Raw genomic sequence first — 19677 nt, 5'->3', positions numbered from 1 at the left:
ACGACGGCGGTGGCGAACGGTGACCTGTCGCAGAAGGTCACGGTGGACGTGGCCGGCGAGATGCTGGAGCTGAAGAACACCGTCAACACGATGGTCGACCAGCTGCAGTCCTTCGGTTCCGAGGTCACCCGCGTCGCCCGCGAGGTCGGTGTCGAGGGCCGGCTCGGCGGTCAGGCGGAGGTTCCGGGCGCGGCGGGGACGTGGAAGGACCTGACGGACTCGGTGAACACGGCGTTCCGCAACCTCACCGGCCAGGTGCGTGACATCGCGCAGGTGACGACGGCGGTGGCGAACGGTGACCTGTCGCAGAAGGTCACGGTGGACGTGGCCGGCGAGATGCTGGAGCTGAAGAACACCGTCAACACGATGGTGGCGCAGCTCTCGTCCTTCGCCGACCAGGTGACGAGGATGGCCCGGGACGTGGGCACCGAAGGTCGACTCGGCGGTCAGGCGCGGGTCGACGGCGTTTCCGGTACCTGGAAGGAGCTCACCGACTCCGTCAACTTCATGGCGGGGAACCTGACCTCGCAGGTGCGTCAGATCGCGCAGGTGACGACGGCGGTGGCGCGGGGTGACCTGTCGCAGAAGATCGACGTGGATGCGCGCGGTGAGATCCTGGAGCTGAAGAACACCATCAACACGATGGTCGACCAGCTGTCCGCGTTCGCGGAGCAGGTGACCCGGGTGGCCCGCGAGGTGGGCACGGACGGCCGGCTCGGCGGTCAGGCCCAGGTGCCGGGCGTCGCGGGGGTGTGGCGCGACCTGACGGACTCCGTCAACGGCATGGCGGGGAACCTCACCGCCCAGGTGCGCAACATCGCGCAAGTTGCCACGGCGGTGGCGCGGGGTGACCTGTCGCAGAAGATCGACGTGGATGCGCGCGGTGAGATCCTGGAGCTGAAGAACACCCTCAACACGATGGTGGACCAGCTGTCGAACTTCGCGGAGCAGGTGACCCGGGTGGCCCGTGAGGTGGGTACGGAGGGGATCCTGGGCGGTCAGGCAGAGGTGCAGGGCGTCTCCGGTACCTGGAAGGACCTCACCCAGTCCGTCAACTTCATGGCGAACAACCTGACCTCGCAGGTGCGCAACATCGCCGAGGTGACGACTGCGGTCGCCAAGGGCGATCTCTCGAAGAAGATCACCGTCGACGCCAAGGGCGAGATCCTCGATCTGGTCACGACCGTCAACACGATGGTGGACCAGCTGTCGAACTTCGCCGACGAGGTGACCCGGGTGGCCCGTGAGGTGGGCACGGAGGGCATCCTCGGCGGTCAGGCCAGGGTCCGGGGCGTCACCGGCATCTGGAAGGACCTCAGCGACAACGTCAACACCATGGCGAACAACCTGACGAGTCAGGTGCGCAACATCTCGCGCGTGTCGTCTGCGGTGGCCAACGGTGACCTGACGAAGAAGGTGACGGTCGAGGCACGAGGTGAGGTCGCGGAGCTGGCCGACACGGTCAACACGATGGTGACGACGCTCTCGTCCTTCGCCGACGAGGTGACCCGGGTGGCCCGTGAGGTGGGCACGGAGGGCATCCTCGGCGGTCAGGCCAGGGTCCCCGGCGTCTCAGGGACGTGGAAGGACCTCACCGAGTCCGTGAACTCGATGGCGTCCAACCTGACGGGGCAGGTCCGGCAGATCGCGACGGTCACCACCGCCATCGCCAAGGGCGATCTCACGAAGAAGATCGACATCGACGCGCGGGGTGAGATCCAGGACCTGAAGGACACCATCAACACGATGGTCGACCAGCTGTCGTCGTTCGCCGTCGAGGTGACGCGGGTGGCCCGTGAGGTGGGTACGGACGGCATGCTCGGCGGCCAGGCGAGGGTCCGCGACGTCGACGGCACCTGGCGCGACCTGACCGAGTCCGTGAACGAGATGGCCGGGAACCTGACCCGGCAGGTACGTGCGATCGCGGCCGTGGCCACGGCGGTCACCCGGGGCGACCTCAACCTCAAGATCGACGTGGACGCGGCGGGTGAGATCCAGGTCCTGCAGGACAACATCAACACGATGATCGCCAATCTGCGCGACACGACCATCGCCAACGAGGAGCAGGACTGGCTGAAGGGCAACCTGGCCCGAATCTCTGGCCTGATGCAGGGCCGGCGGGACCTGGACGACGTCGCGTCGCTGATCATGAGCGAGCTGACGCCGGTCGTGTCGGCGCAGCACGGCGCGTTCTTCCTGGCGATGCCCACGGGCGGCGGGGAGCTCGGCTCCGGAGGCGACGGCTCGTACGAGCTGGTGATGCGCGGCAGTTACGGCTACTCCGCCGGCCTGATGCCCACGTCGTTCCGGCCCGGGGAGACGTTGATCGGGACGGCGGCGGAGGAGAAGCGGACCATCCAGGTCAATGTTCCGCCGGGATACCTGAAGATCTCGTCCGGGCTCGGCGAGGCCGCTCCTGCGTACGTGATCGTGCTGCCGGTGCTCTTCGAAGGCAAGGTCCTCGGGGTGATCGAACTGGCGTCGTTCCAGCCGTTCACGCAGATCCAGCGGGACTTCCTCAACCAGATCGCAGAGATGATCGCGACCAGCGTCAACACCATCAGCGTCAACACCAAGACCGAGGTGCTGCTGAAGCAGTCGCAGGAGCTCACCGAGCAGCTCCGTGAGCGCTCCGCGGAGCTGGAGAACCGGCAGAAGGCGCTCCAGTCCTCCAACGCGGAGCTGGAGGAGAAGGCGGAGCTGTTGGCCCAGCAGAACCGCGACATCGAGGTGAAGAACACCGAGATCGAGGAAGCGAGGCAGGTGCTGGAGGAGCGGGCGGAGCAGCTCGCGGTCTCCATGCGCTACAAGTCCGAGTTCCTGGCGAACATGTCGCACGAGCTGAGGACGCCGCTGAACTCGCTGCTGATCCTGGCCAAGCTGCTCGCGGACAACGCGGACAGCAACCTGACGCCGAAGCAGGTCGAATTCGCCGAGACGATCCACGGTGCGGGTTCCGACCTGCTCCAGCTCATCAACGACATCCTCGACCTGTCGAAGGTCGAGGCGGGGAAGATGGACGTCAGCCCCACCCGCATCGCCCTGGTGCAGCTCGTCGACTACGTGGAGGCGACGTTCCGGCCGCTGACCGCGGAGAAGGGGCTCGACTTCTCGGTGCGGGTGTCGCCGGAGCTGCCGGCCACGCTGCACACCGACGAGCAGCGTCTGCTGCAGGTGCTGCGCAACCTCCTGTCGAACGCGGTGAAGTTCACCGACACGGGGGCCGTGGAGCTGGTCATCCGGCCGGCGGGCGGCGACGTGCCGCAGTCGATCCGCGAGCAGCTCCTGGAGGCCGGGTCGCTGCGCGAGGCGGACGGCAACCTGATCGCCTTCTCGGTGACCGACACCGGCATCGGCATCGCGGCCAGCAAGATGCGGGTGATCTTCGAAGCGTTCAAGCAGGCCGACGGCACGACCAGCCGCAAGTACGGGGGCACGGGGCTCGGTCTGTCGATCAGCCGGGAGATCGCCCGCTTGCTCGGCGGTGAGATCCACGCGGCGAGCGAGCCGGGGCGCGGTTCCACCTTCACCCTCTACCTTCCGCTGCACCCCAGTGAGCTGCCGCCGCAGGGCTTCCCGCCGCTCGTCCCAGGGGCCGAGGCGGCCCTCACCGCGCGGGACGACGCCGCAGCCGTGGAGGGGGGCCCGCACGCTTCGGCGGTGTCGTCGGCGCCGGTGGACACGCAGAACGGCCAGGGGACGCTCTTCCGTCGTCGTCGCAAGGCCCTGGGTGCCGCGGACCTCGGTCCGGCCCTCCCGGGGCAGTCACCCGGATCGCCGGGAGTCGCCGCACAGGATCCGTGGGCGGCGCAGCAGGCGCACGAGTCCTCGCACGAGCCCCGGCGCACCTTCGAGTTCCACAGCGAGAAGGTGCTCATCGTGGACGACGACATCCGCAACGTCTTCGCGTTGACGAGCGTGCTCGAACAGCACGGACTCTCCGTGCTGTACGCGGAGAACGGTCGTGAGGGCATCGAAGTCCTCGAGCAGCATGATGATGTGACGGTCGTACTGATGGACATCATGATGCCCGAGATGGACGGCTACGCCACCACGACGGCGATCCGCAGGATGCCGCAGTTCGCCGGGTTGCCGATCATCGCGCTCACCGCGAAGGCGATGAAGGGCGACCGGGAGAAGGCCATCGACTCCGGCGCGTCGGACTACGTGACCAAGCCGGTCGACCCTGATCATCTCCTTACGGTCATGGAGCAGTGGATGCGCGGAAAGTGACGACGACAGCCGGTCGGCACGTCACGGTCTGATTGCGGACCGTGCGTATTCCCTCGACGCGCTGACCGGCTGTCGCCGAACGAGTGTGAGGCGGCGGGATCCGGGGAACCTTCTGGTCTCGCACTGCGTTTCTGGTACGTGCACAGTGACATCGCGGTGACAGGGTGTGGCGACGGGCGGGGTGCGGCTACCATGACCGGCACAAGGACGGGCGGCGCAAGGGAGTCGTCCCCTGGGGCGGCGCCCGGTGGCTCTGCCGGCTTTTCGAGCTGGGTGGACCCCAAGCCGGGGCGAGGAGGGCGAGGCATGGTGCAGAAGGCCAAGATCCTCCTGGTCGATGACCGGCCGGAGAATCTGTTGGCGCTGGAGGCCATTCTCTCTGCGCTCGATCAGACGCTGGTGCGGGCATCGTCAGGGGAGGAAGCGCTCAAAGCGCTACTGACGGACGATTTTGCGGTCATCCTGCTGGACGTCCAGATGCCAGGAATGGACGGATTCGAGACCGCCGCGCACATCAAGCGGCGTGAACGGACCCGCGACATCCCCATCATCTTCCTGACGGCGATCAACCACGGCCCGCACCACACCTTCCGTGGATACGCCGCGGGTGCCGTGGACTACATCTCCAAGCCGTTCGACCCCTGGGTGCTCCGCGCGAAGGTCTCCGTCTTCGTCGAGCTGTACATGAAGAACTGCCAGCTGCGCGAGCAGGCCGCGCTGCTCCGGCTGCAGTTGGAGGGCGGCGGTCACGACACGGCGGACGCCGGGGAGCCGGCCGGCCTCCTGGCCGAACTGTCCGCGCGACTCGCGGCAGTTGAGGAGCAGGCCGAGGCGCTTTCCAAGCAGCTCGACGACGAATCCGCGGACGCCGCGGCCGTCGCCACCGCGGCCCATCTCGAGCGGAAGCTCACCGGTCTGCGCAGGGCTCTGGACGCCCTGGAGCCGGGCACCGGCACGGGCGCGCCCTCGCTGCCGTCGCAGAACTAGGGCGGCGGTTCGGGTCGTCCAGCTGAGCATGCGTCAGTTTCGCGGCGCCGCACGGGTGACACGAAAGGGTGAAGCCGTGGGCACACGTGTCCGCTGCCGTTCACACCGGTAATCTCAGCACCATGTCCTCACGTACGTCCGGCAAGGGTTCCCAGGGCACGGCGGGCGCCGCGAAGCCGCGTGCCGGCCGTACGACGGGTGCCGCGAAGAAGGCGGCGCCCGCCCGGAAGCAGGCCGCGAAGAAGGCGGCGCCCGCGAAGAAGACCACTGCCAGGAAGAAGGCCGCTCCCAAGCCCGCGCCCAATCCCACGGGGGGCGTGTACCGGCTCGCGCGCGTCGTCTGGCTGGGGCTCGCGCACGCCGTCGGAGCGATGTTCCGTGGCATAGGGCGCGGCGCCAAGGGGCTCGATCCGGCCCACCGCAAGGACGGGCTGGCGCTCCTCCTGCTCGCCCTCGCGCTGATCGTCGCCGCCGGAACCTGGTCCAACCTGCGCGGCCCGGTCGGCGATCTCGTCGAAATGCTGGTGACCGGTGCGTTCGGCCGGCTCGACCTCCTGGTGCCGATACTGCTCGCGGCGGTCGCCGTGCGCCTGATCCTCTATCCCGAGAAGCCCGAGGCCAACGGGCGCATCGTGATCGGGCTGTCGGCCCTCGTCGTCGGGGTGCTCGGACAGGTCCACATCGCGTGCGGTTCACCGGGGCGCGGCGAAGGCTCCGAGGCGATGCAGGACGCAGGCGGGCTCATCGGCTGGGTCGCGTCCAAGCCGCTGGTCTTCATGATGGGCGAGGTCCTGGCCGTACCGCTGCTGTTGCTGCTCACCGTCTTCGGGCTGCTCGTCGTCACCGCCACGCCGGTCAACGCCATCCCGAGGCGGTTGCGCGGGCTCGGTGTTCGGCTGGGGATCGTCGACCCGCCCTACGGGGCGGTCGACGGCGAGGCAGACGAGGGGTACGGCGACGACTGGCGGGAGGCACCGCCGGCCAGGCCGACGCGCCGCCGTGGACCGGCGGCCCGGAAGGCGGAGGCCTACGACGCCGACCTGGCCGAGGAGGAGGCGCTCACCCGGCGCCGCCCGGGCAGGTCCTCCGCGCGGACCGGCGACCGTCCCGTGGACCCGGTCGACGTGGCGGCGGCCGCGGCGGCCGCCCTGGACGGAGCCGTACTCAACGGAATGCCGCCCTCGCCGATCGTCGCCGACCTGACCCGGGACCTCTCGGTGGATCGGGAGCGCGTCGTCGGTCCCGTGCCGAGCGCCAGGACCGAGCAGCCGGCCCGTGAGGCGTCGAGTCCCGTACCCGATCTGACCAAGCCCGTACCCGACGATGCACAGCCACTCCCTCCGCGTGCCGAGCAGCTCCAGTTGTCGGGGGACATCACCTACGCGCTGCCCCCACTGGACCTGCTGGAGCGGGGCGGACCCGGCAAGACCCGCAGTGCGGCGAATGACGCCATCGTCGCCTCGCTGACGAACGTGTTCGCCGAGTTCAAGGTGGACGCCGCCGTCACCGGCTTCACACGGGGGCCGACGGTCACGCGCTACGAGGTCGAGCTCGGCCCGGCCGTGAAGGTCGAGCGGATCACCGCCCTGACCAAGAACATCGCCTACGCGGTGGCCAGCCCCGACGTACGGATCATCTCGCCGATCCCCGGGAAGTCCGCCGTGGGCATCGAGATCCCCAACACCGACCGCGAGATGGTCAACCTCGGCGACGTGCTCCGGCTCGCCGATGCGGCGGAGGACGACCACCCCATGCTGGTGGCACTCGGCAAGGACGTCGAGGGCGGCTACGTCATGGCCAACCTGGCGAAGATGCCGCACATCCTGGTCGCGGGAGCCACCGGCTCCGGAAAGTCCTCGTGCATCAACTGCCTGATCACCTCGGTGATGATCAGGGCGACGCCGGAGGAGGTGCGGATGGTGCTCGTCGACCCCAAACGGGTCGAGCTGACCGCGTACGAAGGCATCCCGCACCTGATCACGCCCATCATCACCAATCCGAAGCGTGCCGCCGAGGCGCTGCAATGGGTCGTCCGCGAGATGGACCTCCGCTATGACGACCTCGCGGCGTACGGGTACCGGCACATCGACGACTTCAACCAGGCCGTGCGCAGCGGCAAGGTCACCCCGCCCGAGGGCAGCGAACGCGAGCTCCAGCCGTACCCGTACCTGCTGGTCATCGTGGACGAGCTCGCGGACCTGATGATGGTCGCACCCCGGGACGTCGAGGACGCCATCGTCCGGATCACGCAGCTGGCGCGCGCGGCGGGCATCCACCTGGTGCTGGCCACCCAGCGGCCCTCCGTGGACGTGGTCACGGGACTCATCAAGGCGAACGTGCCCTCGCGTCTCGCGTTCGCCACGTCGTCGCTCGCCGACAGCCGGGTCATCCTCGACCAGCCGGGTGCCGAGAAGCTGATCGGCAAGGGCGACGGTCTCTTCCTGCCCATGGGGGCCGGCAAGCCGACCCGGATGCAGGGCGCCTTCGTGACGGAGGACGAGGTCGCGGCCGTCGTGAGGCACTGCAAGGAGCAGATGGCTCCGGTGTTCCGCGACGACGTGGTCGTCGGGACGAAGCAGAAGAAGGAGATCGACGAGGACATCGGCGACGATCTGGACCTGCTGTGCCAGGCGGCCGAGCTCGTGGTCTCCACGCAGTTCGGTTCGACGTCGATGCTCCAGCGGAAGCTGCGCGTCGGCTTCGCGAAGGCCGGCCGCCTGATGGACCTCATGGAGTCGAGGAACATCGTGGGGCCCAGCGAGGGCTCCAAGGCCCGGGACGTCCTGGTGAAACCCGACGAGCTGGATGGAGTGCTCGCCGTGATACGCGGGGAGGCTCATCCGTAGGGAAAACGAGGCAACCGTTTCCCTTGGTCAGGCGTCAAGTTGGAGGGAGGGGTAGAACCTCCTTGTCCAGCCCCCACGCCCTTCGGCCATGCTGATGGCGTACAAATGGCATCCGTCCGGTTGCCCCACTCTTTCGTACCACCCCTAGACTGAACCTCCAGCAGGTGTACACGCTCGAAAGGCGCACCCGTGTCCATCGGCAACTCCCCCGAAGATGACCGGCCTTCGATCGAAAACGACCGATCTGTGTTCGATGGCGATCCGCCTTCGATCGGTCGTTCCCTCCAGCAGGCTCGAAGTGACGCAGGGCTGACCATCGACGAGGTCAGTGCCTCCACCCGTGTGCGCGTTCCCATCGTGCAGGCGATCGAGCAGGACGACTTCTCGCGCTGTGGCGGCGACGTCTACGCGCGCGGGCACATCAGAACGCTCGCACGTGCGGTGGGACTGGATCCCGAGCCGCTCGTCGAGCAGTACGACGCGGAGCACGGCGGGCGTCCGGCGCCCACGCCTGCGGCCCCGCTCTTCGAGGCGGAACGTATCCGCCCTGAACCCAGGCGGCCGAACTGGACGGCCGCGATGGTCGCGGCCATCGTCGCCGTGATCGGATTCGTCGGGTTCACGCTCTTCAGCGGTGCGGACGACGGCGCCAGTACCAAGAAGGTGGCCGAGGGGGCGGCGCCCGACAAGCCCAGTGCGAAACCCCCCGCGACCAAGCCGGCCCCGCCCAAGCCCGAACCCTCCGACAGCGCGATCGCCGCCGTGCCCCAGGACAAGGTGACGGTGAAGCTGTCCGCCGTCGACGACAAGAGCTGGATCTCGGCCAAGTCCGCCAACGGCAAGCTGCTCTTCGACGGGCTGCTGCTCAAGGGGCAGTCCAAGACCTTCCAGGACGACGAGCGGGTCGACCTGATCCTGGGCAATGCCGGAGCGATCGAGCTGTTCGTGAACGGGAAGAAGCTCGAGGACAAGTTCGAGGACGGTCAGGTCGAACGACTGTCCTATTCGAAGGGTGACCCCGAAGCTGGCTGACCGGGCACCGGTGCGTTCTGCCTGCAGCGGCGGCGTCACCCTCGCGGATCGGGCGTGGGCCGGGACGAAGTAGTCTTGAGCCCATGCCCGAACGCCGTACCGTCGCCCTTGTCACTCTTGGCTGCGCCCGTAACGAGGTGGACTCGGAGGAGCTCGCAGGCCGCTTGGCAGCGGACGGCTGGGAGCTCGTCGAGGAAGCCGCCGATGCGGATGTCGCGGTCGTCAACACCTGTGGGTTCGTGGAGGCCGCGAAGAAGGACTCCGTCGATGCCCTGCTCGAAGCCAACGACCTCAAGGACCACGGCAGAACCCAGGCCGTCGTCGCGGTCGGTTGTATGGCCGAGCGGTACGGCAAGGAGCTCGCCGATGCCCTCCCCGAGGCGGACGGCGTCCTGGGCTTCGACGACTACGCCGACATCTCCGACCGGCTCCAGACGATCCTGACGGGCGGGATCCACGCATCGCACACGCCCCGCGACCGGCGCAAGCTGCTGCCGATCAGCCCCGCGGAGCGCCAGGACTCCGGGGCGACGGTGGCGCTGCCCGGCCACGCCCAGGAGCCCGAGAACGTTCCGGACGACCTCCCCGACGGCCTCGCGCCGGCTTCCGGGCCGCGCGCCCCGCTGCGCCGCCGGCTCGACACCAGCCCGGTCGCCTCGGTGAAGCTCGCCTCCGGCTGTGACCGGCGCTGCTCGTTCTGTGCCATCCCGTCCTTCCGCGGTTCGTTCATCTCACGGCGGCCGAGCGATGTGCTGGGAGAGGCGCGCTGGCTCGCCGAGCAGGGTGTCAAGGAGATCATGCTGGTCTCCGAGAACAACACCTCGTACGGCAAGGACCTGGGCGACATCCGGCTGCTGGAGACCCTGCTTCCGGAGCTCGCGGCGGTCGACGGCGTCGAACGCGTACGCGTCAGCTACCTGCAGCCCGCCGAGATGCGACCCGGCCTGATCGACGTCCTGACGTCGACGGAGAAGGTCGCCCCGTACTTCGACCTCTCCTTCCAGCACAGCGCGCCGTCCGTGCTGCGGTCGATGCGGCGCTTCGGCGACACCGAGCGGTTCCTCGACCTCCTGGAGACCATCCGCGCCAAGGCCCCCGAGGCCGGCGTGCGCTCCAACTTCATCGTCGGCTTCCCTGGCGAGACCGAAGCGGACTTCGCCGAGCTGGAGCGCTTCCTCACCGATGCGAGGCTCGACGCCATCGGCGTCTTCGGCTACTCCGACGAGGAGGGCACCGAGGCGGCCGGCTACGACGGAAAGCTGGACCAGGACGTGGTCGACCAGCGTCTCGCGCACTTGTCCAGGCTCGCCGAGGAGCTGACCGCCCAGCGTGCGGAGGAGCGGCTCGGAGAGACCCTGCACGTTCTGGTCGAGTCCGTGGACGGCGAGGAAGGCGCCGTGGGTCGTGCTGCGCACCAGGCACCGGAGACCGACGGCCAGGTGATCTTCACCTCGTCCGACGGTCTGGAGGCCGGTCGCATCGTCGAGGCCAAGGTGGTGGGTACGGAGGGCGTCGACCTGGTGGCCGACGTCGCCACCGAGTGTCGTGAGGAGGCGGGCAGATGAGCGGCGTCCCCGCCTCAGCCGCGGGTGGCGGCGCGGGAAGGCCGCCGGCGCCCGGCGGCAAGCTGGGTGCTGCCGCCGTCAACCAGGCCAGCCTGTGGAACATCGCGAACATCCTCACGATGGTGCGTCTCGTCCTCGTGCCCGGCTTCGTGGTGCTGCTGCTCATGGACGGCGGCTACGACCCCGTATGGCGCGCCTGGGCGTGGGCGGCCTTCGCCGTCGCCATGATCACCGACATCTTCGACGGCCATCTCGCGCGGACGTACAACCTGGTCACCGACTTCGGAAAGATCGCTGACCCGATCGCCGACAAGGCGATCATGGCGGCTGGGTTGATCTGTCTCTCGGCCCTGGGGGATCTTCCCTGGTGGGTGACGGGCGTGATCCTCTTCCGCGAGCTCGGCGTCACCTTGATGCGCTTCTGGGTGATCCGCTGGGGCGTGATCCCCGCCAGCCGAGGGGGCAAGATGAAGACCCTCGCCCAGGGCACGGCGGTCGGGATGTACGTCCTCGTGCTGACCGGTCCCCTGGCCACGCTTCGCTGGTGGGTGATGGCCGTGGCCGTCCTGCTCACGGTGGTCACCGGGCTGGACTACGTGCGCCAGGCGGTGGTGCTGCGACGCAAGGGCCTCGCAGAGAAGCACGCCGGGGCGCCGGACACCGCGGAGACATCGCGGTGAGGGGTGCGTCGGCCGTGCTGGCGCTGCTCGTGCAGCGTGGCGAGACCCTGGCCGTGGCGGAGTCACTGACGGGTGGTCTCGTTGCCGCGGAGCTGACCTCCGTTCCTGGTGCCTCGCAGTGTTTCCGCGGGTCCGTGACCGCGTACGCCACGTCCGTGAAGCGGGACCTCCTCGGGGTCGACGAGACCCTTCTGGCCCAGCGGGGCGCGGTCGACGCGGAGGTGGCCGCGCAGATGGCGGTGGGAGTCAGGGCCCGACTGGGCGCGGGCTGGGGCATCGCGACGACGGGGGTCGCCGGTCCGGAGCCGCAGGACGGGCAGCCCGTGGGTACCGTTTTCGTGGCGGTCGCGGGGCCCGGCGGGAGCCACAAAGTCGACGCCCTGCGATTGAACGGCAACCGTGAGGAAATCCGTAGAGAGAGCGTACGGAGCGTGCTGGCACTACTCGCCGGCGAACTCTCGGGGAATGAGCGGGCACAGGATACGGAACAGAACGGGGGGATTTGATGTTTGCAGCCCTGAGTGAACACGACATCGCTCCCCGCACGGCCGCAGCGCGAGGCGGTACGGTGGGGCGTGAAGGATGCGGCTACGCGGTCCGAGGAGGGAGCCACCGATGATTCTGCTCCGTCGCCTGCTGGGTGACGTGCTGCGTCGGCAGCGCCAGCGCCAGGGCCGTACTCTGCGCGAAGTCTCCTCGTCCGCCCGAGTCTCGCTCGGCTATCTCTCCGAGGTGGAGCGGGGGCAGAAGGAGGCTTCCTCCGAGCTGCTCTCCGCGATCTGCGACGCGCTGGACGTACGGATGTCCGAGCTCATGCGCGAAGTGAGCGACGAGCTGTCGCTGGCCGAGCTGGCCGAGTCGGCAGCGGCGAGCGAGCCGGTGTCCGCACCGGTACGCCCGCTGAACTCGGTCTCCGTGACGTCGGTGGCAGGTGTGCCGACGGAACGGGTGACCATCAAGGCACCCGCGGAAGCGGTGGATGTCGTCGCTGCGTGATCTCGACGTGTGAGCCCCGGTCGGGTGGGTACCCGGTCGGGGCTTCACTTTTTCTCTCGTGTGACCGTTTTGCTCCATGTATGCCATGGTGGGAAGCGGTGTCATCGGAACGGAGGTCACGATGTCTGTGGTGAAGAGCCCGCTGTCTGACGAGGGCCGCAAGATCACCGGAGAGGCGCTCCAGGGGGCGCTGGTGGACCTGGTCGACTTGGCACTGGTCGCCAAGCAGGTGCACTGGAACGTGGTAGGTCCTCGCTTCCGCTCCGTCCACCTCCAGCTGGACGAGGTCGTCGCCACGGCGCGCCAGCACTCCGACACCGTGGCGGAACGAGCTTCGGCGATCGGTGTCTCGCCCGACGGCAGGGCGGCGACCGTCGCGTCGTCGAGTGCCGTGGGGAAGGTCCAGGACGGCTGGATCCAGGACGCTGACGTGGTGAGCGCCATGGTGAAGGCGCTCGGCGCGGTGATCGGCAAGATGCGGGAGCGCATCGCGGTCACGGCCGAGCCGGATCCCGTGAGTCAGGACATCCTGATCGCACTCACCGCCGACCTGGAGAAGCACGCCTGGATGTTCCAAGCGGAGAGTGCCTAGGAGTGGCTGCAGCCGGGGAAGCGCCGACGCTGATGGTCGGTGGTGTGCGCGGGCGCACGGGCCGGTGCATGTCCCCGGGAACTGCCGGGTGCATACGCTGGCGGCGCGCCGGGTGTGCATCCGGTGCGCCCTCCCGCCGAGTGATCGGTCCGGTCTAGCGTCGACCGGAGGAGGCGGCCATGGCAAGGCGATGGGTCCTGCTGCCGGTGCTCGCGCTCGGCGCGTTGTGGTGGTGGGCCGTACTGCGACTGGCGCTGGCGCCGGAGCATGCGGGGCTCGTCGAGGGGGCAGTGGTAGCAGGCGGGTGGGGGCTCAGCCTGTTGCCGGTGCATGTTGCGTCGCGGGCTGCGGATGCCGGTGCGGTTGGGGGAACGACCACGGCTACCACGGCATCGCGACGCCCCCGTTCGGACGGAGGATCTGACCCGTCGTGAACGACGACGCGTCGGAGGCGAGATGGAGGACCGCGTGAGCGACGTCCGCGGGCTCGCCGACCCGGCCGAGCGGTGACAGCCTGGCCATGGCGGCCTCCGCCTTCGTCTGCCGTGCGGGGTCATGACGGTCGGTCATGGGGGTGCGGATCCAGCCGGGGGCAACCGCGTTGACCCTGATGCCGTGTGAACCGACCTCGTTGGCCAGGGTCTTGGTGAGCTGGACGACGGCGGCCTTCGCCGCGCTGTAGCAGAGCAGCCCCGGGCTCGCGGCGTCGACGGCGCCGGACGCCATGGTGATGATCGAGCCGTGGACGCCCGCTCCGATCATGGAGCGGGCCGCGGCCTGGCAGGCGTACAGCACTCCCTTGAAGTTGACCGCGAGAATCCGGTCGAGGTCCTCGTCCCGGGTCTCCAACACCGTGCTGGAGTGCATGACGCCGGCGATCGCGGCCATGATGTGGAGCCGGCCCGCCGCCGCGACCGCCGTGTCCAGTCGGTCGTGATCGCTCACGTCGACCAGGTGGATGTGTGCCGTCCCGCCCGAGCCCACGACCAGTTCGTGGGTCTCGTCGAGGCCCTTCCGGGCCACGTCCGCGCAGTGGACGGTGGCGCCGGCCCGGGCCAACAGAACGGCCGTGGCGCGGCCGATGCCGCTCGCCGCACCGGTGACGAAGGCGGTGCGGCCGGTGAGGTCGTACGCCGCGAGGGGCATACGGCGACCGTACGACCACATCTGACGGAGCGTCAATTAGTGTGAGGGGGAAAGATAGAGCGGACTACGGTGTCGGGCCGGACTGGCAGCCCGGGCACCAGTAAGTCACCCGATCGGCCTGGCCCGCCCTGCGGATCGGCGCACCACAGCGCAGGCAGGGCCGTCCCTCTCGGCCGTACACGAACAGATGCTGCTCTGCACGACGCGCGCCCGGTGTGGTGCGGCGGTCGAAGCGACCCTTGTTCGCCTCCAGGAGCCGATGGGCCGTCGCCACCAGCCGGTCGGCGACACCGGGAGGCAGTTCGCCGACCGGGAGCCAGGGCGTCACGCCCGCCAAGAAGACGAGCTCCGACTTGTAGACGTTGCCGATGCCCGCCAGATTCCGCTGGTCGAGCAGGGCCTCGCCCAACGCACGGTCCGGGGTGGCGAGCAGGTTGTCACGTGCGGTGCCGGGATCCCAGTCGGGTCCGAGCAGATCAGGGCCGAGATGCCCCACCACCTGCTCCTCGTCGTGGGTCCTGATGAGCTCCAACACCGGGAGGCGATAGCCGACCGCCGTGTGCTCGGCGTTGCCGAGGATCGCCCTGATCTGGTGGGACGGTCCTCCGCGCCAGGGCTCTCCCGGCGCGAAGATCCGCCAGGAGCCGTCCATACGCAGGTGCGAGTGCAGGGTCAGCCCGCCCTCGATCCGGGCGAGCAGGTGCTTTCCCCGCGGCGTGACGTCAAGGACGTCCCGACCGGTGAGATCTGAGGTGGCGAACCGGGGAACCCTCAGATCGGCGCGGGTGAGCACTCGTCCGGCGAGCGCGCCGTGCAGCTTCCGGGCGGTCAGCCAGACGGTGTCTCCTTCGGGCATGGCATCCATGATGCGCGAGAGGGCGGACGGGCGCTGCGGCGCCGCGTCACCCGCGGCATCGAGGACTCAGGGACGCAGCCGCAGGCCCCTCGGAGTGGCGTGGAAACCCGACTCCTCCAGTGACCGAGACAGGGGGGAGGTCAGGGCTGCGGTGCCGTTGATCCGCTCGACCGTGATCGTGCCGAGCGTCCCCGCGCGGGTCGCGTCGGCGAGTGCCCCTGCCGCGACCTGGAGCGCCGGTGCAGCGGGATCGGCGACCCAGGACAGCAGCGTCTTGCCGCCGCGCTCCAGGTAGAGGGTGAGCTCGCCGTCGACGAGGACGACGAGCGAACCCGCCTTGCGGCCGGGTTTGTGCCCCGCGCCCGCCGGAGGCTCAGGCCAGGGAAGAGCCGCCCCGTAGGCGTTGGCCGGGTCGGCGGCGGCCATGACCACGCCGCGGGGCCGCGCCTGCGCTTCGGCCCGATCGCGGGCCGTCGCCGCCGCGCGCAGCCGGTCCACCGCACCGTCCATGGCGAACTGGGCGGCGCCGAGCCCTTCGACGACGTACCCGCGCCGTGCCTGGCCGCTGTCCTCGAAGGCCGACAGGATCCGGTACGTCGCCGAGAAGCCGCCCTCCACGCCCTCCGCAGCCACCGCCCCGCGGGTGACCACACCATGGCGGTCCAGCAGAGTGCGGGCGAGGGCGTGGGCGCGGTGCGTGGGGTCCTGCTCGTGGAGGGGAAGGAGGGACCAGCGCCCGGAAACGGTCGGGGGGCCGCTGCGGGACGCGGGGCGCGCGGCTACGGACAGGGAGCCGTAGCGCCCGCGGGGAACGGGACGCTTGGCGCGGTGCGCCGTCGACCCCGCCGTGCGGCCCGAGCCGAGCAGCGAGCGCAGCGGTGCCAGTGTGTCGTTGGTGAGCCGCCCCGACCAGGCCAGGTCCCACAAGGCGTCGGCGAGCTGCGGATCGGAGGCGTCGGGGTGGGTCGTTGCACGGACCCGGTCGGCGATCTGGCGGAAGAACAGGCCGTACCCGCCCGAGAGGACGTGCAGCACCGACTCGTGGAGTGCCGTCAGCTCCAGCGGGTGCGGCTGTGGGAGCAGCAGCGGGGCGGCATCGGCGAGGTAGAGGGAGATCCATCCGTCCTTGCCGGGGAGCGCACCCGCACCGGCCCACACCACCTCACCGGTCGTGGTCAGCTCGTCGAGCAGGGCCGGTGAGTATCCGGTGACCCGGGACGGCAGGACGAGCTTCTCCAAGGCGGATGCCGGCACGGGGGCGCCCTGCAACTGCTCGATGGCGCGCGACAGCCCGTCGATGCCGCGCAGACCGTTGTCGCCCAGGTGCTGCCACTGGGGGAGGAAGGTCGCGAGCGCGGCAGGCGGGACCGGCTCCAGCTCCTGGCGCAGTGCGGCGAGGGAGCGACGGCGCAGCCGCCGCAGCACGGCCGCGTCGCACCACTCCTGGCCGATCCCGGACGGATGGAACTCGCCCTGCACCACCCGGCCGGCCGCGGCCAGCCGCTGCAGCGCCCCGTCGGTGACCGCTGCACCCAGGCCGAAGCGTGCGGCGGCCAGTGACGACGTGAACGGCCCGTGGGTGCGGGCGAACCTCGCCAGGAGGTCCCCCAGGGGATCTTTCACGGGCTCCGTGAACGCCTCGGGGACGCCCACCGGCAAGGCCGTGCCCAGAGCGTCCCGCAGCCGTCCGGAGTCCTCGACCGCCGCCCAGTGATCGGTGCCCCCGATGCGGACGCGGATGGCGCGACGGGACGCGGCGAGCTCGTCCGGCCAGGCCGGGTCCGTGCCCCGCTCGGCCAGCTCCGCGTCCGTGAGCGGGCCCACGACGCGCAGTAGATCGGCGACGCCTTCGGCGTCCTTGACCTGACGGTCCTCGGTGAGCCACTGGAGCTCGCGCTCCAGCTCGGTGAGCACGTCCGCGTCGAGCAGCTCGCGCAGCTCGGCCTGGCCGAGAAGCTCAGCCAGCAACCTGGAGTCCAGGGACAGCGCCGCGGCACGGCGCTCGGCCAGCGGGGAGTCGCCCTCGTACAGGAACTGCGCCACGTATCCGAAGAGGAGGGAACGGGCGAAGGGGGAGGGCTCGGGCGTGGTGACCTCGACGAGTCGGACCCGGCGCGACTCGATGTCCCCCATCAGCTCCGTCAACCCCGGGACGTCGAAGACGTCCTGCAGACACTCCCGGACGGCTTCGAGGACGATGGGGAACGATCCGAAGTCGCTCGCCACCTGGAGCAACTGCGCCGCGCGCTGACGCTGCTGCCACAACGGAGTGCGCTTGCCGGGGTTGCGGCGCGGCAGCAGGAGCGCTCGCGCCGCGCACTCGCGGAACCGCGAGGCGAACAGGGCCGAGCCCCCCACCTGGTCGGTGACGACCTGACTGACCTCGCCCTTGTCGAAGACCGTGTCGGCCGCGCCGACCGGCGCCTGCTCGCTGTCGTACGCCGCATCCAGGTGCCCCGGATCCTCGTCGAGCAGGTCCAGCCCCATCAGATCGGCGTCCGGCAGACGCAGCACGATGCCGTCGTCGGCATGCATGACCTGCGCGTCCATGCCGTAGCGCTCAGCGAGGCGGGCACCCAGGGCGAGCGCCCACGGAGCGTGCACCTGTGCGCCGAACGGCGAGTGGACCACCACCCGCCAGTCACCTAGCTCGTCTCGGAACCGCTCGACGAGGATCGTGCGGTCGTCCGGCACGTGTCCGCAGGACCGGCGCTGCTCGTCCAGGTACGCCAGTACATTGTCGGCCGCCCACGCGTCGAGGCCGGCCGCGGTCAACCGCCGCCGGGCGTCCTCGTCGGCGAGCGACCCGATCTCACGGAGGAACGCCCCCACCGCACGGCCCAGTTCGAGCGGTCGGCCCAGCTGGTCCCCCTTCCAGAACGGGAGCCGGCCCGGCACTCCGGGCGCGGGGGAGACGAGCACCCGGTCCCGGGTGATGTCCTCGATGCGCCAGGACGTGGTGCCCAGGGTGAAGACGTCTCCGACGCGGGACTCGTACACCATCTCCTCGTCCAGCTCGCCGACCCGGCCACCGCCCTTCTTCGGGTCGGCACCGGCCAGGAAGACACCGAACAGCCCGCGGTCCGGGATCGTGCCCCCCGAGGTGACCGCCAGGCGCTGGGCGCCGGGGCGGCCGGTGACCGTGCCCGCGATCCGGTCCCACACCACGCGGGGGCGCAGCTCCGCGAAGGCGTCCGACGGATAGCGGCCCGCGAGCATGTCGAGCACGGCGGTGAAGGCCGACTCGGGGAGCGAGGCGAATGGGGCGGCCCGCCGGACCGTCGCGAGCAGGTCGTCCACCTGCCAGGTGTCCAGGGCCACCATGGCGACGAGCTGCTGGGCCAGCACGTCCAGCGGATTGGCGGGGATGCGCAGCGCCTCGATGGAACCGCTGCGCATCCGCTCGGTGACCACCGCCGACTGGATCAGGTCACCGCGGTACTTGGGGAAGACGACCCCCGTGGAGACCGCGCCCACCTGATGGCCCGCGCGGCCCACGCGCTGCAGCCCCGAGGCCACCGACGGAGGTGACTCGACCTGCACGACCAGGTCCACCGCCCCCATGTCGATGCCCAGCTCCAGGCTGGACGTCGCCACGACGGCGGGCAGCCTGCCGGCCTTGAGGTCCTCCTCGACGAGGGCCCGCTGCTCCTTGGCGACCGAGCCGTGGTGCGCCCTCGCGAGCAGGGCCGGTGCACCCTGGGCCGCACCGGACTGCGCCATGATCTCGGCAGGTGGTGCGCCCTCGGGCAGCGCCTCTCCGGTGGCTCGCTCGTATGCGATCTCGTTGAGGCGGTTGCACAGCCGCTCGGCGAGTCGACGTGAGTTGGCGAACACGATCGTCGACCGGTGGGCTTGGACGAGGTCGGCGATGCGCTCTTCCACGTGGGGCCAGATGGAAGGCTTCTCGCCCGCGGCGTCCGGCTCGGTAGCGGGCGACCCGCCCAGCTCACCGAGGTCTTCGACCGGGACGACGACGGACAGGTCGAACTCCTTGCCGGAGGGCGGCTGGACGATATCCACCTTGCGCCGCGGCGACAGGAAGCGGGCCACCTCGTCCACCGGCCGGACCGTGGCGGACAGGCCGATCCGGCGCGTGGGGCGCGGCAAGAGCTCGTCCAGCCTCTCCAGCGACAGGGCGAGGTGCGCGCCGCGCTTGGTGCCGGCCACGGCGTGGACCTCGTCGAGGATCACCGTCTCGACACCGGCCAGCGCTTCACGCGTCGACGACGTCAGCATCAGGAAGAGCGACTCCGGGGTGGTGATCAGGATGTCCGGCGGTCGGCTCGCCAGCGCCCTCCGCTCGGCCGCGGGGGTGTCGCCCGACCTGATCCCCACCCGGACCTCGGGTTCGGGCAGCCCCAGTCGCACCGACTCCTGCCGGATTCCGGTCAGTGGACTGCGCAGGTTGCGTTCCACGTCGACGGCGAGCGCCTTGAGCGGGGACACGTAGAGCACCCGGCAGCGCTTCTTCGCTTCGGCCGGCGGAGGCGCTGAGGCGAGACGGTCGAGCGCGGCCAGGAACGCGGCGAGGGTCTTGCCCGACCCCGTCGGAGCGACCACCAGGACGTCGGAGCCGTGGGCGATGGCCCGCCAGGCCCCTTCTTGGGCCGGAGTGGGCGCGCTGAACGCCCCCGTGAACCAGCTGCGGGTCGCGGGGGAGAAGGAGTCGAGTGCCGTCCCGGACATGCCCCCATCGTGCACCGCCCCACTGACAATCGCCCGGACCTGCGAGGATGTACGC

The 19677-nt window shown here is 69.9% G+C and carries 13 protein-coding genes; 10 read left to right on the top strand and 3 right to left on the bottom strand.

Annotated features, from left to right (window positions below; genetic code table 11):
* From ACFXOM_RS23130 to ACFXOM_RS23085, 10 genes are all read left to right on the top strand, one after another.
* Positions 1-4233, top strand: a 4233-nt coding sequence (locus ACFXOM_RS23130) for a HAMP domain-containing protein (protein ID WP_384938255.1), incomplete at its 5' end; no start/stop codon positions are given.
* 306 nt (positions 4234-4539) lie between these two features.
* Positions 4540-5220, top strand: coding sequence for a two-component system response regulator (locus tag ACFXOM_RS23125; protein WP_384938258.1), 681 nt, complete (start codon positions 4540-4542; stop codon positions 5218-5220).
* 122 nt (positions 5221-5342) lie between these two features.
* A complete protein-coding gene (locus ACFXOM_RS23120) occupies positions 5343-8066 on the top strand; it encodes a DNA translocase FtsK (protein WP_384944225.1) in 2724 nt (907 codons plus the stop codon).
* Positions 8067-8255: 189 nt separating this feature from the next.
* Entirely contained in the window at positions 8256-9098 is an 843-nt protein-coding gene (locus tag ACFXOM_RS23115) for a helix-turn-helix domain-containing protein (RefSeq protein WP_384938264.1), read from the top strand.
* 83 nt (positions 9099-9181) lie between these two features.
* On the top strand, positions 9182-10663 hold the full coding sequence (gene rimO / locus ACFXOM_RS23110; protein ID WP_384938267.1) for a 30S ribosomal protein S12 methylthiotransferase RimO: 1482 nt from the start codon (positions 9182-9184) through the stop codon (positions 10661-10663).
* The gene (pgsA, locus tag ACFXOM_RS23105) at positions 10660-11343 is read left to right on the top strand and encodes a CDP-diacylglycerol--glycerol-3-phosphate 3-phosphatidyltransferase (protein WP_384938270.1); all 684 of its coding nucleotides are present in this window, start codon (positions 10660-10662) and stop codon (positions 11341-11343) included. Before rimO ends, pgsA begins: the two co-directional genes overlap by 4 nt.
* A complete protein-coding gene (locus ACFXOM_RS23100; protein ID WP_384938273.1) occupies positions 11340-11849 on the top strand; it encodes a CinA family protein in 510 nt (169 codons plus the stop codon). Before pgsA ends, ACFXOM_RS23100 begins: the two co-directional genes overlap by 4 nt.
* A gap of 109 nt (positions 11850-11958) precedes the next feature.
* The gene (locus tag ACFXOM_RS23095; protein WP_017949992.1) at positions 11959-12339 is read left to right on the top strand and encodes a helix-turn-helix domain-containing protein; all 381 of its coding nucleotides are present in this window, start codon (positions 11959-11961) and stop codon (positions 12337-12339) included.
* A 121-nt stretch (positions 12340-12460) separates the two neighbouring features.
* Positions 12461-12931 (top strand): Dps family protein, encoded by a 471-nt coding sequence (locus ACFXOM_RS23090; RefSeq protein WP_384938275.1) that lies wholly within the window; start codon positions 12461-12463, stop codon positions 12929-12931.
* Between the two features lie 179 nt (positions 12932-13110).
* Entirely contained in the window at positions 13111-13365 is a 255-nt protein-coding gene (locus ACFXOM_RS23085) for a hypothetical protein (protein ID WP_384938277.1), read from the top strand.
* On the opposite strand, the gene ACFXOM_RS23080 is transcribed toward ACFXOM_RS23085, so the two are convergent.
* From ACFXOM_RS23080 to ACFXOM_RS23070, 3 genes are all read right to left on the bottom strand, one after another.
* A complete protein-coding gene (locus ACFXOM_RS23080; protein ID WP_384938279.1) occupies positions 13313-14077 on the bottom strand; it encodes an SDR family NAD(P)-dependent oxidoreductase in 765 nt (254 codons plus the stop codon). The genes ACFXOM_RS23085 and ACFXOM_RS23080 overlap by 53 nt on opposite strands.
* Before the next feature lie 64 nt (positions 14078-14141).
* Positions 14142-14933 carry an Fpg/Nei family DNA glycosylase gene (locus tag ACFXOM_RS23075; protein ID WP_384938281.1) on the bottom strand — a complete coding sequence of 264 codons (792 nt, stop codon included), beginning with the start codon at positions 14931-14933 and terminating at the stop codon, positions 14142-14144.
* 66 nt (positions 14934-14999) lie between these two features.
* Entirely contained in the window at positions 15000-19622 is a 4623-nt protein-coding gene (locus tag ACFXOM_RS23070) for an ATP-dependent helicase (protein WP_385039043.1), read from the bottom strand.
* Positions 19623-19677: the final 55 nt, after the last annotated feature.

The organism is Streptomyces sp. NPDC059169, assembly GCF_042755225.1.
Classification (GTDB): Bacteria; Actinomycetota; Actinomycetes; order Streptomycetales; family Streptomycetaceae; genus Streptomyces.
Note: the sequence above shows the minus strand (reverse complement) of the source record. Positions and strands in the feature narration are given on the sequence as shown.